Origin of the sequence: Enterococcus sp. DIV0175, from assembly GCF_050529075.1 — a bacterium.
GTDB classification, from domain to species: domain Bacteria; phylum Bacillota; class Bacilli; order Lactobacillales; family Enterococcaceae; genus Enterococcus_B; species Enterococcus_B thailandicus.
The window spans coordinates 1,171,046-1,188,030 of sequence record NZ_CP172880.1 but is presented as its reverse complement, the minus strand read 5'-3'; the positions used below and the strand labels follow the sequence as shown (position 1 = coordinate 1,188,030).

Sequence of the window (16,985 nt, the reverse complement as noted above, 5' to 3'; positions counted from 1 at the left end):
TTACTCCTCATAAGGCGAAAGCATAGTTAAACTAATACGACCTTTCTTCACATCAACTTGTTCGACCCATACAGTTACGACATCCCCAACAGAAACCACATCTGTTGGATGCTTAACAAACTTTTTACTTAATTTTGAGATGTGAACGAGTCCATCTTGCTTAACCCCAATATCCACAAAAGCACCAAAGTCGATAACATTTCGGACAGTCCCCTTTAATTCCATGCCTGCTTTCAAGTCTTCCATACTTAAGACATCTTGGCGCAATAACGGTGCGGGCATTTCTTCCCGCATATCACGACCAGGTTGTGTCAACCCTTCTAAAATATCCGTCAAGGTCTCTTCACCAATCTCCATCGTTTTAGCTAAAGCTTCTGGTTTTAATTTTTTCAAGACTTCTGTTGCTTCAGAGGTTCCCAAATCTTTCTCAGTTAATTGATTCATGGTTAAAATTTCTTTTGCTACTGCATAACTTTCTGGGTGAATACCAGTATTGTCTAGTACATTTTTTCCATCAGGTATCCGTAAGAATCCAATAGCTTGTTCGTATGCTTTTGGCCCTAATCTTGGAACTTTTTTCAATTGTGTACGTGCGTTGAACGCACCATTTTCATCACGATAAGTAACAATATTTTGCGCAATTGTTTTATTCAACCCGGAGATATGCTGTAGCAATTGTGGGCTTGCCGTGTTTACATCCACACCCACTTGGTTAACAACTGTCTCAACAACAAAGTCTAATTGCTCTGCTAATCTTTTTTGAGAAACATCGTGTTGGTACTGCCCAACACCGACTGCTTTCGGATCAATTTTTACTAATTCTGCCAATGGATCTTGCAAACGTCGTGCAATTGAAACAGCACTTCTTTCTTCAACTTGTAAATCAGGAAATTCAGTTCGAGCAACTTCGCTCGCAGAGTAAACAGAGGCACCAGCTTCGTTGACAATTGCATAGTATGCTGTGTGATTCACGTTTTTTAATTGCTCCGCTACAAATAATTCTGATTCTCGGCTAGCTGTTCCGTTTCCGATTGCGACCATATCCACTTGATATTGATTGATTAGTTTTACAAATTGACCTTTTGCTGCTTCACGTTTTGCTTGGGCAGCTGGTTTGTGTGGATAGATTACTTCGATTGCTAGGACTTTCCCTGTAGCATCAACTACTGCTAATTTACACCCCGTACGATAAGCTGGGTCGAAGCCTAACACAACTTTTCCTTTTAAAGGTGGCTGCAACAATAAGTTACGCAAATTTTCACCAAAAATCGCAATGGCTTGTTCATCCGCTTTTTCAGTTAACTCATTGCGAACTTCACGTTCAATCGCTGGAGAAATAAACCGTTTGTAACTATCTTGATAAGCTTCACGCACATAACTTGCAGCAGGTGACGCTGGATTACCAACTAATTGACGTTCCAAATAATCCATTACTGCTGTTTCGTCTACTTGTAGATTGACTTTCAGAATGTCTTCTTTTTCTCCACGATTTGTTGCTAAAATGCGGTGAGAAACCATTTTATGAACAGGCTCTGAGAAGTCGTAATACATCTCATAGACACCTTTCTCGTCTACGTCTGCATCTTTTACTAAACTTACATAACTACCTTTATTATAAGTATAAGAACGAATCCATGTTCTAAATTTAGCAGTATCGCTGACTTGCTCTGCAATGATTTCATGCGCACCTTGTAACGCATCCTCTACAGAAAAAACTTCTTTTTCTTCATTAATAAATGTTTGTGCATAACTTTCAACTTTCTGGTCATTCAATTGCAATAACCATTCAGCAAGTGGTTCTAATCCTTTTTCTTTGGCAATCGTTGCCTTTGTACGGCGTTTTTGTTTATATGGACGATACAAGTCTTCTACTTGTTGCATCTTGACTGATTGAACGATCCCGGCTTCTAATTCAGGAGTCAACTTTCCTTGTTCATCAATTAAGCGTAAAACTTCCACTTTTCTTTTTTCTAAATTTTCTAAGTATGCGTAACGTTCTTCGATTTCCCGAATTTGGACTTCATCTAAGCTCCCCGTCATTTCTTTTCGGTAACGTGCAATAAAAGGAACCGTATTTCCTTCACTCAATAAATGAAGAACCGTTGTTAATTGTTTTGTGTTATAGCTTGCCAATTCTTTTTGTACAAGCTGGATAATTGTTTGATTTAGCTTTTCTGTCATTGAGATGTTCTCCTTTGATTTGTTAGTCGCTTGTCTATTTTAGCATACTTTTTTTATGGAATAAAAACGGATGGAATCACAGAATAAAAAAGCATAGAACACATCGTCCTACACTTTTTAGTAAAATTGATACTTGTTGTTCATGTACAACTATCTAAATTAAAAATCTGGTTGCCACGGTCCTTGATTGTTTTGATACTCGATATCTTGTACAATTCCTTGCTCATCAAAAATCACGCCATGAATGGATCCTCCAAAAACAGCACCGCCATCAATTCCAATTTTATTGTCGCTTCGCCACAAGTCCGTTGTTTGCATATCGCCATGCAACATAGGTGTAATTGTATGGCCAAAAACGATTGTCTTACCCGTTTGATTTTTCCCGTGATGAAAGGGTTCACGAATCCAAATAAAATCTCTTGGACTAGTTTCTCGCCAATCTTTTTTCGTTAAATCTACTCCTGCATGAACAAATAAATACTGTTTCCATTCAAAATACAATGGCCTCTCCACTAAAAATTGAATCAGTTCGTCATATCTTGAACGAATCATCATTGCAATTTCCTTCGGAGAATATTCTTCTGTTGCACCTGGATGTAGTAAACTTTCAAAGGTTTCTTTACCACCATTACGCAAATACGCGTCATACCAATCTTCTGGAGAGTGTAAAAATTGCAAGAAATATTCCTCATGATTTCCACGCAAATAAATGGCTCCAGTTTCTTTTGCTAATTTCATTCCAAGTAAAAAACATTCTTTTGTTTTCGGTCCGCGATCGTTTAAATCACCAATCAAAACTAATTGATGAATTGTTGGATCGTACTCACGTACTAATTCTTGAAACAATTCATATTCTCCATGAACATCGCTGATTGCATAGACCAAAGATTTCATAACCATCGCATCCTTTCCTAAAAAGTATAGCGTAACTTTGCAAGTGATTCCAACAAAAAAAGAGCTAAAAGAAAAACAAGTTTGTGCTTTTCTTTTAGCTACTATATTAATTGATTTATTTAAAGTTTGCCGCCACGGTTTCTGTAATTTCTGTATCTGTTAAAGAATGCTCTTTAAGGTAACGATTGTGTGGATGTTGCGCGCATTCTTTTGAGCATGCGCCTAAATGTCGCGCTTCATTTTCTGCCGAAGTCAAAAATTGGCGGTTACATTCAGGATTTGAACAATTCACATAGCGTTCACATGGTGTTCCGTCAAACCAATCTCTACCGATAACTTGTTTATCGACATGATTGATTTCAACTGCAATTCGTTCATCAAAAACATACATTTGTCCATCCCATAATTCGCCTTGAACTTCAGGATCTTTTCCATATGTTGCAATTCCACCATGTAACTGTCCAACGTCTTTGAAACCTTCTCGAACTAACCAGCCAGAGAATTTTTCACAACGAATACCACCTGTACAATAAGTAACGACACGCTTGTCCATAAATTCTTCTTTATGATCGCGAATCCATTGTGGGAGTTCTCTAAAGCTACGGATTTCTGGTCGAACAGCTCCACGGAAATGGCCTAAATCATATTCGTAATCATTTCTCGCATCAATCACAACAGTTTCTTCATCAAGGATTGCTTCTTTAAATTCTTGCGGTGATAAATAAGCGCCTGTGGTATCTTTCGGATTGATATCATCCTCTAGTTTAAGAGAAACCAGTTCCGGACGTGGACGAACAAACATTTTTTTAAACGCATGCTCAGGACTTGGATCGACTTTGAAGAAGGTATCTGCAAAACGCGCATCTGCTTTCATTGCATCCATATAAGCATTCGTATCTGCAATTGTTCCTGATAACGTGCCATTAATTCCTTCCGTTGCGACAAGGATTCTCCCCTTCAAGTTCAATGACTTACAAAAAGCTAGATGTTCCTTTGCAAACATTTCTGGGTCTGCAATTGTTGTGTAATTATAATAAAGTAAAACTTGGTAATCCATACTGTGACATCCCTTCATTCTGATGATTCCCAAATAGTATAAGAAAGGATCAGGCATTTGACGATTTATTTGCTTGTGCATTTTTACGCAAGACTGAATAATTATAAATCTCTAGGTTTACATAATTATTTTATTGTTCAAAAAAAAGAACCTTTTGCAGATTCTGTGACACATCCTCTACAAAAGTGTTCATTTATTTGCCGGTCACTGCAAAATAATTACCGTCTGGATCAGCAAAATTAAAAATATACTCTTCACCAATTTGAACAAGATCACCTAGTGTAACTTTGTTTGCTTGCATTTTTTTATATAAACCAAAGACGTCTTCACTTGCAAACATTAAAGATGGTGAATTTGACGCAACCTCTGGTGAATGTGCTTCAATAAATTTACGATCGTATAAAACTAATTTTGCTTGTGCATCAACTGCTGGGCCAATCTCAACAATCAATGTTCCATCCATTTCTTGACGATCCAATTCTGCAAAACCATTATCTGTCCAAAATGCTGCATTTTTTTCAACATCGTCGACATAAAGCATAATTTTTATTTCATTTGTAAACATCTTGTTCCTCCTAAAACCATTTTAAATGGTGATTAATCGTTGCTAGTTTACCATATACCTTCTATAAACTCTAGGTTTGTTTATTTAATAGAATTTTCTCATTTCTTTTTCATGTTTCCACTTTTCGGAATATTTATTTCTTGAAAACGAAAAAAGGTTGAGACAAAAGTAACCTAAATAAAAAAACGCCTAAAATTCGTTTTTTGAAAACGTTGGTTTTAGGCATTTTTTTAATTGAAAAATGTGTTAAGAACGATTGGGTTTCTAGTTTTGTCCCAATCTCTTAAGTTGTTGTTCTTAGACTTTATGCATTTACGTCAATAACTTTTGTCTCATCATTGATGACGTCACGATCCAAATCATGGATACGAGCACTTGTAACAATTCCAGCTACCATACTACCACTAACGTTTGTTGCAGTACGAGCCATATCAATCAATGGTTCAACAGAGATAACTAAACCAACGATTGCTACTGGTAAATTCATTGCACCTAACACGATCAATGAAGCAAATGTTGCTCCTCCACCGACACCAGCGACACCAAATGAACTGATTGTTACGATTGCTACTAACATCAAAATAAATTCTAAACTAAAGACATTAATACCTGCTGCTGGTGCAACAATTGTTGCCAACATTGCTGGATAAACACCGGCACAGCCATTTTGCCCAATTGACAAACCAAAACTTGCTGAAAAGTTCGCTGTTGCATCGTCAACACCAAGTGCTTTCGTTTGTGTTTCAATATTCAATGGCAATGCACCCGCACTAGAACGTGAGGTAAAAGCAAAACTCAATACAGGAAAAGCTTTTTTAAAGTAGCTGATTGGGTTCACTTTGACTGACATTAAAATGAGCGAATGAACGATTAACACCGCAAATAAAGCAATATATGAAGCTAACACAAATTTTCCTAAGTTCACAATTGCAGCGAAGTCACTTGTAGCCATGACGTTTGTCATCAAAGCAAGTACGCCATACGGTGTTAGGCGTAGAACCAATGTAACGATTCGCATAACTATTTTATATAAACTATCAATCAAATCTGAGAAAAAGGCTGCCTCTTTTGGTGCTTTACGTTTAACACCAAGGTATGCAACCCCAACAAATGCGGCGAAAATCACGACACCAATTGTACTTGTTGGTCGGCTTCCCGCTAAATCAGCAAAAACATTTTTAGGAATAAATGATAAGATTTGTTGAGGAATAGATAAGTTTTCAACTGTTTCTTGTCTAGTAGCTAATTCAGCAATACGTGCTGTTTCAGCTGCTCCCTCAGTAAACTTTGCACCTTGTAAATTAAAGAGCATCGTTGTCCCAATCCCGATCAATGCAGAGATTGCTGTTGTCGCTAACAAAGTTGTTAAAACTGTTGCGCTGATTTTACCTAATTTTTCCGAAACTTTCATTTTGGTAAACGCGCCGACAATTGAAATGAAAACCAATGGCATAATTAGCATTTGTAAGAAAGCAACGTAGCCATCTCCAACGATTCCGATCCATTCCATTGATTGAGTGACGACTTGATTATCAACCCCAAAGATAATTTGCAGTAGACCGCCAAAAACGATCCCGATTCCTAGCGCAGTAAAGACGCGCGTTGAAAATTTAGTATGGCGCTTTTGCATACGATAAAACACATATAATAATGCCGCAAAAACTAGAACCACTAAAACTGTGATGAGTGTTGTCATTTTTTTCCTCCTTAAAATTTTTTAATGACAAGTCCATCAAAGGAAGTAAAGGTTCCCGGGAATAATTCTTCAACTATTCCCCTGAAAAAAATTTGTATTTTTTCAGTGACTTGTTCATTCTAGCTCATTTTTTGCCAAATGGCATTCATTTTGCTTACATTTAGTAATAGAAAAAGAGTAGTAGCGATAGCTTTAAACTATCACCACTACTCTTTTTTATGCTTCTTTTTCTGATTGAAAATTTAATTTGACACCTGGTTCATCTAAAGCAATTTCTGTAATTTCATATGCCATTCGACTAACAATGTCAAACAAAGGAGCGACTAACTCATCCACTTCTTCTTGTGTCACATCTGCCTGTCCCTGAACTTTACGATTCAAAATGTGGTTGATTTGACTAACACTTCCAGATAGTACATATTGGTCGAATACTAAGCGAAACTCTAAACGAGCACCCACAATACTGTGTTCTTCTGGATAATTTTCAATCGTTTCATTCAACGGCGAAAAACCAACTTTTAAGTCAGTTTGGATTTCTTGATCTTTAGGCTTTTGGTCATAGTGAAAAGCCTCAACAACTTCTTTTTGTCTTCTAATTTCCATATCATCACTCCTCTATAAAAATTATAGCATATGAAAATTGAAAGCGGACAATATTTTAAATAATCTCTGGCAACTCAATGATTTGCTTCAGTTCATTCACAACATAAGTTGCGGGAATATCACCTAAAAAATAATCAATGTCATATAAACAAGTTGCAATTCCCGCGTTATTCCCTGCTTCAATATCTAAACGGCGATCACCAATCATCATTGATTCCACTTTTTGTAAGTGAAAATTTTGAATGATCGCATTTAAGGAAGATGGATCTGGTTTCCTAGGGAATTCTTGGTCTATTCCAACGACCGATTCAATTAACTCGTCTAAGCCAAAGTCTTTTAAAAGCCTCCAAGTCGAATCAGTTAAGCGATGCGTTAGGATAAAGTGTCGTCCGCCACGCGCCTTCAAGTTTTCTAGAACTGTCTTTGTGTCTTGAAATGGCGCTGACACTTCACGACTTTTTGTTTCGTACTGATGAAATAACGGCGTGAATTTCTCCTCTGACAACTGATAGTTTTGCCGTAATTGACTTGTCGAGTATTTTTTCATCACAAAATAGAGTTCCTTTTTATCCGCTACAATCCCAAAATCCTGTAAGGCACGCCACGCTCCATCAACCATTGCCGGATACGTATCGAATAATGTACCATCAAAATCCCAAATAAAATTCTTTATCAAAGTTCCTGCTCCTTTTTCCATACAAGTCACTCAAAGTTTTTATAAAATCTTTTTATCAATGATTGTTAGTTGCTCGTCAAATGTATATTGGATTGGTTGTGCATTTGGAATATCAATCGTATCCATTAAATCTTCTGGCACATCCTCCAAGTATTTCGTTAACGCACGCACACTGTTTCCGTGTCCGACAACTAAGAGGTTTTGTTGCTCACGAAGTCTAGGTGCAAGCGAATCTTCCCATAACGGGATTAGACGTTTAACCGTCATTTCTAGGCTTTCTCCACGGGAAACCAAACGAGGATCTAAAAAATCATACCTTCGATCAAATTGATTTTCCTTGGCAAGTGGCGGGACTTCACGATAAGCACGACGCCAAATTTTGACTTGTTCTGCCCCGTAGATGTCTTTCATTTCATCTTTATTTTTTCCAACTAGTTCACCATAATGACGTTCATTTAAGCGCCAGGTTTTGGTAATCGGAATCCACAATTGCCCCATTTCCTCTAAAGCGAATTGAGATGTTTTAATTGCCCGTTTCAAAACTGAAGTGTAGACAGCATCAAATTCTAAACCAGCTTCTTTCATTTTATTCCCAGCTTGGCTCGCTTGTTGCATACCTTTCGCAGTCAATGCCACATCTAACCAACCCGTCCAATAATTCATGAAATTCGCTTCACTCTCACCGTGACGTAACAAAACCATTTTCATTATTTTCACTTCCTATACGTTTGTTTCAAATCGTGTACCACACTTTTTGCATGTTACTCGAATCTTTCCACGGCCTTGCGGAGCACGTTGTTTTTGTTGGCAATTTGGACAAGAAAAAAACGTATACGTTTGGTAAGCCGTTTTCTTATTTGTCTTTGTTTTTCTTTTAGTGACTGTTTGAAAAAAGTTGCGTACCATTTGCCATTTTTTTAAAAAGCGCTGATTTTCATTCAATCTTGGATAGATTTTAGTTGATAAGAAGCGATAAAGCAAAAGTCCTAAAAACACTAACGAGAATAATCTGCCAGATTCATAAGGCAACCAGCGACTAAATAGACTAAACAAAAGCGACAAGATTAATAAAAAGCGATTCAGTTCATCAAATTTTGCATATCTTCCTTTCATTAGTTGTTGATATTTTTGATACATTTTAATCATTCGTTGTAACCAAACTTGAGCCATTTTTTCCTCCATTGACTATTTAATAGAATAAAAAGTGCAAAAGGAAAAGCCCTAATTGGCTTTTCCCATAGTTATTTGATGTAGCATATTTCGATTTTTTGTAAAATCGATTACGATTACTTTTTTCTCTTCAGCTCGTTTGACTACCCGAAACGTGTCTGCTAAAGGTAATGAAAGTTTTCGCGATGGTACTTGTTGAACTTGCAAATAACGATGAACCAGTGATAAAATCTGCGGAAATTGAATAGATGTATGTATCAGATTAGGATACTTTTTCAAAAGTTGTGTGGTTTTCAAAAGGTTCCTTTTTCTGCTAAGCGGTTTTAAAAAACTTTTTAAAATCTTCTGTTGTCGTTTAAAAATCGAAAAAGAATCTTCCTCATCGACTCGATAACGCATCTGATGTTGCAATTCAGCTGTACTTAAATGCACGGTACCTTCCTCAATTTCCACGTCAAGACCTGTTGGAAATAAATCCGTGGTTACTCGATCCCACTCTGTTAATGAGATTTCGATAGACTCTTTGACCGGTAGATCAAGTTCCTTTTCAAAAAAAGCTAGGATACCTGACGTGCCTTTCGTTCGATAAACTTCCCCTAAGGTTAATCCCTCTAAATGGAATTCTGGTGAAAAATGCAGCAACGTTTTTTCTTCATTTAATTGAACATAAATAAAAGTTGAACGTTCAACTGATTCATCTTTTAAAACAACTAAAAAATTCATTTTTCTCCTCCTTTACTTCCTTTTTAAAATAGCATACTTCTACTAAAATGTCAGAAAGATTCTAGGATTTTTCCAAAATTTTATTTTTTCGTAATGAGTTGTCAAAAATCAATAAAATGACTCTTTTACTTAGGAAAGAAGCTGATTCATTTAGTCAACAAAATAGAGACTGAAACAAATCTTCGTTCCAATCTCTATTAAATAATTATCATTCGTTCTAAAAAATGACTGGCATCACCAGTTTCACCTACAGAATCCCACGATAATGCCGCCCACAATTCAAATAGATTAGTCCAAAGAAGAAGACTGGAAAGAGTGTAAACCCAAATTGTGGTTTCAAGATCATCATGATTGGCACAATTCCAACCAGCACAGCATTCAATAAGCTGATGTACCATTTCTTCAACGCCACATATGTAGCCACTTTGAGAAGCACCGTTACAGATGCTTCGGGATTCTTTACCTGAAAATAATAACTGTTTAACTGAATGGCTACAAGTAGAATCAATAAAAGAAACAGAAATGGAACAAGCCATCTACCATATGTTACTTGGCTTAAAAACAGAATATCACCACCAACAATCAAACACCCTAACCACCCGACGCTCCCTAATAAAAAACTTTTTTTCCAAAACAGAAAATAAAAATGAAAGTAGTCTTTGAATGGTGCAACTTCTTTTTCCTCTCGCCACTTATTGATCCAAGCCATCAAAGCCAATGCTGCTGGCAGAAAGAAGACAGAAGCCCCTAAAAAGAAGAAGAGGTTCCTCACATCAATTGCTGAAGTGATGGTAACTAAAAAGAATGGAAAACTGACAAGCATAAAGCTCAAATTTCCTGCAAGAAAAAGATAGGCCCAATGAAATAACTTCATATAAATATTCGTTTCAAAACTCTGTTGCTTAAACATTCACATCACTCCGATCTAACGACTCATTTATTCATCAGCCTTTCACGCCAGAAGAAGCAATTCCTTCTACAAAATATTTTTGCATCGCCAAGAAGACGATTGCCACTGGCAAAATAGATAGCACAGACGCTGCCATAATCAATGCATACTCGGCATCAAACAAACCAACAAACATTTTCAGTCCCAATTGAATTGTTTTGTTTTCAGTTGAAGAAAGATAAATGAATGGTCCCATATAGTCATTCCAAGTGTTAACAAAGGTGATAATCGTCAGACTAGCTAGTGCCGGTTTGGTTAACGGTAAAATGATTTTTCGATAAATCCCCCACTCAGTCAAGCCATCAATTCGAGCACTTTCACACAAAGAATCAGGGATACTACTATAATACTGTTTTAATAAAAATACCCCGAATGCGTTAAACGCTTGTAACAAAATCAAAGAAAGCAGCTTATCTGTCAATCCTAATTGTCTCATCATGATAAATTGGGGAATCATATAGGATTGCCAAGGAACAGCGATTGTCCCTATATAGGCCAAAAACAAAAAGTCTCGACCTTTAAATTGTAGTTTAGAAAAACCATACGCAGCAAAACTTGACGTAAATAGTTGGATTAATGTAATAACAATACTTAAAATTGCAGTGTTTTTAAAAAAAGTTAATAACGGAATTCTTGTCCAAATCACTGAATAGTTTTCTGGATGCCAAGTTTTCGGTATCCATTGGATCGGAACAGTGAATACGTCATTATTTGCTTTGAAAGAAGCGGAGAGCATCCAGATAAATGGCACTAATGTCAGCAAAGCTAAAATCGTTAATAAACAAATCACCAGTAAATGGCTAGTTGTTTGTTTTTCTTTGGTTCCTGTCACAGTTGTCGTTTTCATGATTCCCCTCCTTAAACTCGTTCTTGGACTTGATTCCATTTGAACTGAATCACTGTAATCGCTAATACAATCACAAATAGAATCATCGCAATTGCAGAAGCATAACCGAAATTAAATTTGACAAACGCTTCATTATAAACGTGGTAAACCAAAACATTCGTCGCTCTACCAGGCCCACCATCCGTCATTACTTGCACCAAATCAAAAATCTTGAAGCAATTAATGACTAACATGATCGTTACAAAAAAGGTTGTCGGTCTTAGTGCAGGAACAGTGATATTGACAAATTGTTTCCATTTATTCGCACCATCCATCGCGGCAGCTTCATAAAGTTCTTTTGAAATACTTTGCAATCCAGCCAAATACAAAATCATATAATAGCCCATTCCACGCCAAACACTCACGATAATAATTGCTGTTAGTGCCCACTGTGAACTAGATACCCAACCCGGAGGATTCGCAATAAATAGTTTTAAAAATTGATTGATTGGTCCCATTGTTGGATGAAAGAGCATATTCCAAACAACTGCGATTGCAACCAAAGACGTCACATAAGGAAAGAAGAAGGCTGTTCTAAAAAACTTCACTCCACGAATTTTTTGATTTAATAAGATTGCCAGTCCTAACGAACAAACCAATGTCAGCGGAACCACGCCAATCGTATACAAAAAAGTATTTTTCAATGAGATCCAAAAAGTTTCGTCCGTCATCATTTTTGAAAAATTTTTCAATCCAATGAATTCTGGCGTGCTGAATGAATCCCACTTCATGAATGCGAGAATCAACGAAAATACAACTGGTATCAGCGTAAATAACAGAAAACCAATAAAATTTGGTGCAATGAATGACCACGCGATCAAAGTATTTTTTCTTTTTAGCTTTGAGACAGGATTTGCTTTATTTTCCATATCTGATTGTTAAAAAGCAATAACTTTTTAACCTTTCCCCCTTTTTATCTAAGAGATGCGCCATTTTTGACGCATCTCTGTTTTCAGTTATCAAATGAAGCCTTTATTCAACTTCTTGTTCGACACGTTTTTTCATTTCCCCAACCGCTTTTTCTGGTGTAACATCTCCAACTAGGATCAATTCATGTTCTTCTTGAAGAATTTTATCAATGGCTGGTCCATTTTCATCAATTGGGAATTCAATTGCGATTTTTTCTGGATCGAATGCTTTTTGAGAAACTTCATCTGTTGGCATTCCTTCACGACCAAAGTATAATTTATTGATTTCGTCTGTTCGATAAGAAGGAACGACACCTACGCCCGCAAGGATTTCAGCGCCTTCTTCTCCGGAACAAAAATCAAGGAATTTTTGTGCTAATTCTTGTTGTTTTGAATTTTTGTTGATGGCAAAAGCAGTTGGTGAACCAAATGTTTTGATTGCTTTTCCTTTTTCTTTTTGTGGAATCTCAGCAATGCCCCATTCAACGTTTGTTTTTCCTTCATCAAGATTTGTTAACAATGCGCCCATATACCAAGTACCCATATACATCATGGCAGCTTTTTCGTTTTCAAATTGTGACTGATAAGTGACGTTTGTTGATTTTGCAGTACCAAAATCCATCTGTGCTTTTTCATCTTGCATACGCAACATCCGTTTGTAATCATCGACTAAAAATTTATAATCTGGTTTTGCTAAGTTTTTATCATTTTGAGCAGCTGAGATTGCTTGCAAAGTTGAGCGCCAAGTATGCTGATAAGCACCATAAATTTGTTCATCTGGTTTCGATAATTGTTTTGCAAGTGCTTCATATTCTTCCCAGGTTAAGTTGTTCGGATATTCAAGACCTGCTTCGTCAAACATTTTCTTGTTATAGTAAAGTACCCAAAAGTCTGTACGATAAGGTTGCGCATAATTTTTCCCATCAATCTCATACATTTCATAGCTTTCCTTCGCAGGTTCCGTTTCTAGTCCATCAATATGATCTGTCAAATCAACTAATTGGTCACGTAAAGCGTAAGTCGAGTACGAAAGTAGATTTTTCATCGTTAAAATATCCGTTGTATCCCCACTAGAAAGCATTGTTGTCAATTTCGTATCATAATCATCTGATGCAATATCAACTGCTTCGACTTTGACTCCAGGATTCTTTTGTTCAAATGCACGAAACAATTTATTGAACTCTGGCGTTGTATCATAATTCCAAGTTGTGACTGTCAAAGTTGTATCGCCTGAATCACCACCATTTTTTGCGCTAGCTTTGTCGCCACCACCACAAGCAGCCAACAAACCTAAAGTTCCTAGTAACACACCAGCAGTGATTCCTTTTTTCCATCGCTTCATTTTATTTCCTCCATTTTTATAATAAAAATATTTTTATTACCAAACACTGTACCAACTTTTTGCCAACCGAGTTAGCGCTTCCAAATAATAGTAATCGCCCCAAATCATACATTCATTAACCCCTTTATTGGAGTTCTTATCATAAACACCTTCGAGTAACAGGCCATTTGAGTGTTCACTCTTTTTACTTGTGTACTTTTGGGCTAAAGCTTGCATGATTTTGATTGCTACCGCTTCGTATTCTTCATGCTTTGGATCAGATAAAGGTAATTGTTTAGCTAATTCCAGCAGCCCGCAAACAGCAATCGCCGCTGCGGAGCTATCTCTTTCTTGCCCACTACCATCATTGAATAATAAATCCCAATAAGCGACTTGATCTTTTGGTAACTGGCTAATAAAATAGTCAGCGACCGCTTTCGCTGTTTCTAAAAATTGATAATCGCCGGTGTGATTGTAGCTTAGCGTAAAGCCATAAATCCCCCAAGCCTGTCCTCTCGCCCAACAAGAATCATCGGAGTAACCTTGTTGTGTTTTGCCTTCAATTGGTTCACCTGTTTTCACATCAAAATAGTAGGTGTGAAACGTCGTATTGTTTGGCCGAACGATATATTTTTGTGTTTGCTTCGCATGTGCATAAGCTGCTTTTTTGTAGGATTCATCTCCTGTTTGCTCAGAAGCAAAATACAGTAAAGGTAAGTTCATTAAACAATCAATAATCATTCGTCCACGTTGCGCTGGGTCATTAAGGTTTCCCCAAGCTTGAATGATTTGAGCAGTTGGAGAATAGCGTTCCATCAATAAATCTGCTGCTTGAATTGCCAGTTTTTTTGATGTCTCATGTTTGTTGACTTGATAATCCGCTACGGCAGATAAACTGTATAAAAAACCAATGTCATGGGTTTCTAACTCAATTTTATTTTCTAATCGATGCTTGAACGAAGCCATTTGTTTTTCAATCGTGGCATCAAATTCCGTGGAATTCGTCAGCTCTTTTGCCAAAAACAACATGCCAACCCAAAAACTGGCTGTCCAATCGATATTTTCTTCTTCAGGATAGACCAATCCTTCACTTGCTGCTGGTGGAACTGTTTCTTGAAACGTTTTGAGATTTTCGCGAACTTTGTTGACAGCAAACTCGATTTCTTCTTGCAACCACTCTAATTTTTCCATGCTTTCCTCCTAGTGCCTAAAGCTACTTCGATTCTTTTTTCATTTTGTTGGACTTTTACTTGCTCATTACTGATTTCAATTGTTGGTTTTTCCATTTGCTCTTCCGGTAGCAAACCGGCAACAAGTGAAACTAAAACTGTTTTTCCTGGCGAAATGTTTGCTACTACATGTGGAAGTGCCGTTCGTGGATAAAATAAATTCGTATTCGGCTCGGTTTTGACAATAGCAGCCTCTTCAAATCCCAAAAGCCCTTCAATTCGCGAAAGCCCAATCGGTGAAGCTACCTCTGCTACTCCCCCTTCTGCCACTGGAAGCTCACTCGTGTAGGGTGCGCTAAATCCGCCATCATAAGCTCTTAATGCTTCTTTCGTCTCAATTTCATGAATACGAACGTGACACGTTTCTAACGGAACAATGGTTGAAACAATGGACACATCACTCCATGGATTCCATTCATGAACAATTCGATCAGGCAAAATAGCAAAATGAGTATCCAAACCTTTCGACCTGAAATAATGACCATCTTTTGCCAACGCTAACACATTGTCGTAAGCACCTTCGTAATACCAATAATCTTGCTTAGGCACACTAAAACCAAATACTGTTGAATAAACGAACTTACTATATTTGGCATGTGGATGATTTTGGAATTGAACAAATTGTCCCGCAGGAAAAGCTTGAAGATGTGTTAACTCTCGATTGTATTGATAAAAGTTTTTACTTTCTGGAACAGCTAAAAAGCGTTCGTCAATCGTAAGTGGTTGTTCTTGTGCTTGCCAATAAGGATGATCAGCTGGGACAGCTAATAACAAGAAACTTTTCAATGCCCAATAAGGCGAGCCAAATCCGTTATAACCTTCGGCAAAAATAAGATTTTCATAATGATAGCCAACCGTTAATAATCCATCTGTTGAAAAAATTTCTTGTGCCCACCAGTTTTTCATATGGCGATTAATCAATCCTTTGATTTCTCCCCACGGCAACGCCTCCACATCCGCAAACACTAACGCACTAAAGAAAGAAACTTGCGCAAATCGATACGTCAAGCTTCGACCAAATGGGATAGCTTCTCCATTTGCATCAAACCAATGCTTGAATGTTTGGGCAAAAAGGGTTGCACGCTCTTTGATTACTGCTACACGTTCAGGATCTTCTTCTGCCATAAAGCGAGCATAAACTAAACTATAGTAATGAATGGCAAACGAAATATAATAATCAAATTGTGTTTCTTCTCCATCACAGTACCAGCCATTTTTCTGATAAAATTCTTCCACAACCATAAAATCGCTTTCAATTTGTTGTTGTGAGTATGGCATGTTGCACTTTTTAATCGCAACATTGACTAAAATCCGAAAAAAGTGCCAATTATTTCGAGGAATTTCTCGTTCATTTACCTGAATCAACCATTGATGCAGATTTGCTTGCTCTTTCTCTGTTAATTGATCCCACGTTTTTTCTTTATTCAATAATAAAAATAAACTCAATGATGCCATTTCAACAATCAACTGGTCATAATCAGTAACTGTTCCCCAATAAAATGGACTGTCAGGATTTGTGCCTGCTGTGATTCCTTGAAGGTATTCTGCTAACAAAACGTTCTCTTTTGCAGAAGTCAAAAACGGACCCAATCCCCAAAGTGGTCGAAGGAAGGCTTCGACTTCTCGAGTTGATTCAGTATAAACTGTTCCATGACTGCCTAGTTTTAATCGTCCTAAATTTTTTTTACTAAAAAATGGTTCTAATGGTTCAACTAATGCTACAAATTGATTACTTATTTCTTCTTTTGTTAAAAAAGAATCCATACTTTTACTCCTTTTCAATGATGATTCCTTTGATAAAACCGTAATACTCACCATATACGGTCACTTGATCGCCAATTGAGATTGTTTCTTTCTGTTCATTAAATATTTGATAGTTGCTTGAACCACTTCTCAAAATAAAACGATCTCCTTGCAAAATGGTTTTGCCTCCATCTGAGCGAATGATTTTTCCCTCTAATTGAATGAACGCATGCAAAGGAACTTCTGTATTTTGCAACTCTTGTTCGGTATAGCGCTTTGCTTTTTGCCTAAGTTCACGCGTCACTTCATTTGTAAATTGATTGTTCTGCGCGGTTTCTTGACTCCCTCCACAACCTGAAAAGACCACGATAAGTACTAAAATGT

Annotated in this window: 17 protein-coding genes; all 17 read right to left on the bottom strand. The window is 37.1% G+C overall.

Annotated elements, in window-relative coordinates; genetic code table 11:
* Nucleotides 1-2,181 carry a Tex family protein gene (locus IGJ76_RS05650; RefSeq protein ID WP_420673696.1) on the bottom strand — a complete coding sequence of 727 codons (2,181 nt, stop codon included), beginning with the start codon at nucleotides 2,179-2,181 and terminating at the stop codon, nucleotides 1-3.
* A 159-nt stretch (nucleotides 2,182-2,340) separates the two neighbouring features.
* A complete protein-coding gene (locus IGJ76_RS05645; RefSeq protein ID WP_430596808.1) occupies nucleotides 2,341-3,075 on the bottom strand; it encodes a metallophosphoesterase in 735 nt (244 codons plus the stop codon).
* A gap of 115 nt (nucleotides 3,076-3,190) precedes the next feature.
* Nucleotides 3,191-4,132 carry a rhodanese-related sulfurtransferase gene (locus IGJ76_RS05640; RefSeq protein WP_067481762.1) on the bottom strand — a complete coding sequence of 314 codons (942 nt, stop codon included), beginning with the start codon at nucleotides 4,130-4,132 and terminating at the stop codon, nucleotides 3,191-3,193.
* A 193-nt stretch (nucleotides 4,133-4,325) separates the two neighbouring features.
* Complete coding sequence (locus IGJ76_RS05635; RefSeq protein ID WP_413124363.1) at nucleotides 4,326-4,697, bottom strand: VOC family protein; 372 nt, start codon at nucleotides 4,695-4,697, stop codon at nucleotides 4,326-4,328.
* Between the two features lie 304 nt (nucleotides 4,698-5,001).
* The gene (locus IGJ76_RS05630; protein ID WP_071868455.1) at nucleotides 5,002-6,393 is read right to left on the bottom strand and encodes an L-cystine transporter; all 1,392 of its coding nucleotides are present in this window, start codon (nucleotides 6,391-6,393) and stop codon (nucleotides 5,002-5,004) included.
* A gap of 216 nt (nucleotides 6,394-6,609) precedes the next feature.
* On the bottom strand, nucleotides 6,610-6,996 hold the full coding sequence (locus IGJ76_RS05625) for a DUF1149 family protein (protein ID WP_067481756.1): 387 nt from the start codon (nucleotides 6,994-6,996) through the stop codon (nucleotides 6,610-6,612).
* A gap of 55 nt (nucleotides 6,997-7,051) precedes the next feature.
* On the bottom strand, nucleotides 7,052-7,669 hold the full coding sequence (locus IGJ76_RS05620) for an HAD-IA family hydrolase (RefSeq protein ID WP_270607824.1): 618 nt from the start codon (nucleotides 7,667-7,669) through the stop codon (nucleotides 7,052-7,054).
* Nucleotides 7,670-7,711: 42 nt separating this feature from the next.
* Nucleotides 7,712-8,380 carry a 2,3-bisphosphoglycerate-dependent phosphoglycerate mutase gene (locus IGJ76_RS05615; protein WP_071868456.1) on the bottom strand — a complete coding sequence of 223 codons (669 nt, stop codon included), beginning with the start codon at nucleotides 8,378-8,380 and terminating at the stop codon, nucleotides 7,712-7,714.
* 12 nt (nucleotides 8,381-8,392) lie between these two features.
* Nucleotides 8,393-8,842 carry a hypothetical protein gene (locus tag IGJ76_RS05610; protein WP_067481752.1) on the bottom strand — a complete coding sequence of 150 codons (450 nt, stop codon included), beginning with the start codon at nucleotides 8,840-8,842 and terminating at the stop codon, nucleotides 8,393-8,395.
* A 51-nt stretch (nucleotides 8,843-8,893) separates the two neighbouring features.
* Entirely contained in the window at nucleotides 8,894-9,565 is a 672-nt protein-coding gene (locus IGJ76_RS05605; protein ID WP_071868457.1) for a hypothetical protein, read from the bottom strand.
* A 247-nt stretch (nucleotides 9,566-9,812) separates the two neighbouring features.
* Nucleotides 9,813-10,475, bottom strand: a complete 663-nt coding sequence (locus IGJ76_RS05600; protein ID WP_067481747.1) for a DUF624 domain-containing protein — start codon at nucleotides 10,473-10,475, stop codon at nucleotides 9,813-9,815.
* 34 nt (nucleotides 10,476-10,509) lie between these two features.
* Nucleotides 10,510-11,250 carry a carbohydrate ABC transporter permease gene (locus IGJ76_RS05595; RefSeq protein WP_370629930.1) on the bottom strand — a complete coding sequence of 247 codons (741 nt, stop codon included), beginning with the start codon at nucleotides 11,248-11,250 and terminating at the stop codon, nucleotides 10,510-10,512.
* Nucleotides 11,251-11,372: 122 nt separating this feature from the next.
* Nucleotides 11,373-12,269 (bottom strand): carbohydrate ABC transporter permease, encoded by an 897-nt coding sequence (locus tag IGJ76_RS05590; RefSeq protein ID WP_067481743.1) that lies wholly within the window; start codon nucleotides 12,267-12,269, stop codon nucleotides 11,373-11,375.
* 103 nt (nucleotides 12,270-12,372) lie between these two features.
* On the bottom strand, nucleotides 12,373-13,650 hold the full coding sequence (locus tag IGJ76_RS05585) for an ABC transporter substrate-binding protein (protein WP_430596807.1): 1,278 nt from the start codon (nucleotides 13,648-13,650) through the stop codon (nucleotides 12,373-12,375).
* A 36-nt stretch (nucleotides 13,651-13,686) separates the two neighbouring features.
* Nucleotides 13,687-14,820: a glycoside hydrolase family 88 protein gene (locus IGJ76_RS05580; protein ID WP_067481739.1), complete on the bottom strand. Its 1,134-nt coding sequence runs from the start codon at nucleotides 14,818-14,820 to the stop codon at nucleotides 13,687-13,689.
* A complete protein-coding gene (locus IGJ76_RS05575; RefSeq protein WP_430596806.1) occupies nucleotides 14,808-16,622 on the bottom strand; it encodes a DUF2264 domain-containing protein in 1,815 nt (604 codons plus the stop codon). Before IGJ76_RS05575 ends, IGJ76_RS05580 begins: the two co-directional genes overlap by 13 nt.
* Before the next feature lie 4 nt (nucleotides 16,623-16,626).
* Nucleotides 16,627-16,968 (bottom strand): hypothetical protein, encoded by a 342-nt coding sequence (locus IGJ76_RS05570; protein ID WP_095803558.1) that lies wholly within the window; start codon nucleotides 16,966-16,968, stop codon nucleotides 16,627-16,629.
* Nucleotides 16,969-16,985: the final 17 nt, after the last annotated feature.

Bases quoted from the DNA above. Each gene is read 5' to 3' on its own strand.
- IGJ76_RS05650 (WP_420673696.1), bottom strand. From the start codon at position 2,181: ATGACAGAAAAGCTAAATCAAACAATTATCCAGCTTGTACAAAAAGAA.
- IGJ76_RS05645 (WP_430596808.1), bottom strand. From the start codon at position 3,075: ATGAAATCTTTGGTCTATGCAATCAGCGATGTTCATGGAGAATATGAA.
- IGJ76_RS05640 (WP_067481762.1), bottom strand. From the start codon at position 4,132: ATGGATTACCAAGTTTTACTTTATTATAATTACACAACAATTGCAGAC.
- IGJ76_RS05635 (WP_413124363.1), bottom strand. From the start codon at position 4,697: ATGTTTACAAATGAAATAAAAATTATGCTTTATGTCGACGATGTTGAA.
- IGJ76_RS05630 (WP_071868455.1), bottom strand. From the start codon at position 6,393: ATGACAACACTCATCACAGTTTTAGTGGTTCTAGTTTTTGCGGCATTA.
- IGJ76_RS05625 (WP_067481756.1), bottom strand. From the start codon at position 6,996: ATGGAAATTAGAAGACAAAAAGAAGTTGTTGAGGCTTTTCACTATGAC.
- IGJ76_RS05615 (WP_071868456.1), bottom strand. From the start codon at position 8,380: ATGAAAATGGTTTTGTTACGTCACGGTGAGAGTGAAGCGAATTTCATG.
- IGJ76_RS05610 (WP_067481752.1), bottom strand. From the start codon at position 8,842: ATGGCTCAAGTTTGGTTACAACGAATGATTAAAATGTATCAAAAATAT.
- IGJ76_RS05605 (WP_071868457.1), bottom strand. From the start codon at position 9,565: ATGAATTTTTTAGTTGTTTTAAAAGATGAATCAGTTGAACGTTCAACT.
- IGJ76_RS05600 (WP_067481747.1), bottom strand. From the start codon at position 10,475: ATGTTTAAGCAACAGAGTTTTGAAACGAATATTTATATGAAGTTATTT.
- IGJ76_RS05595 (WP_370629930.1), bottom strand. From the start codon at position 11,250: ATGCTCTCCGCTTCTTTCAAAGCAAATAATGACGTATTCACTGTTCCG.
- IGJ76_RS05590 (WP_067481743.1), bottom strand. From the start codon at position 12,269: ATGGAAAATAAAGCAAATCCTGTCTCAAAGCTAAAAAGAAAAAATACT.
- IGJ76_RS05585 (WP_430596807.1), bottom strand. From the start codon at position 13,650: ATGAAGCGATGGAAAAAAGGAATCACTGCTGGTGTGTTACTAGGAACT.
- IGJ76_RS05580 (WP_067481739.1), bottom strand. From the start codon at position 14,820: ATGGAAAAATTAGAGTGGTTGCAAGAAGAAATCGAGTTTGCTGTCAAC.
- IGJ76_RS05575 (WP_430596806.1), bottom strand. From the start codon at position 16,622: ATGGATTCTTTTTTAACAAAAGAAGAAATAAGTAATCAATTTGTAGCA.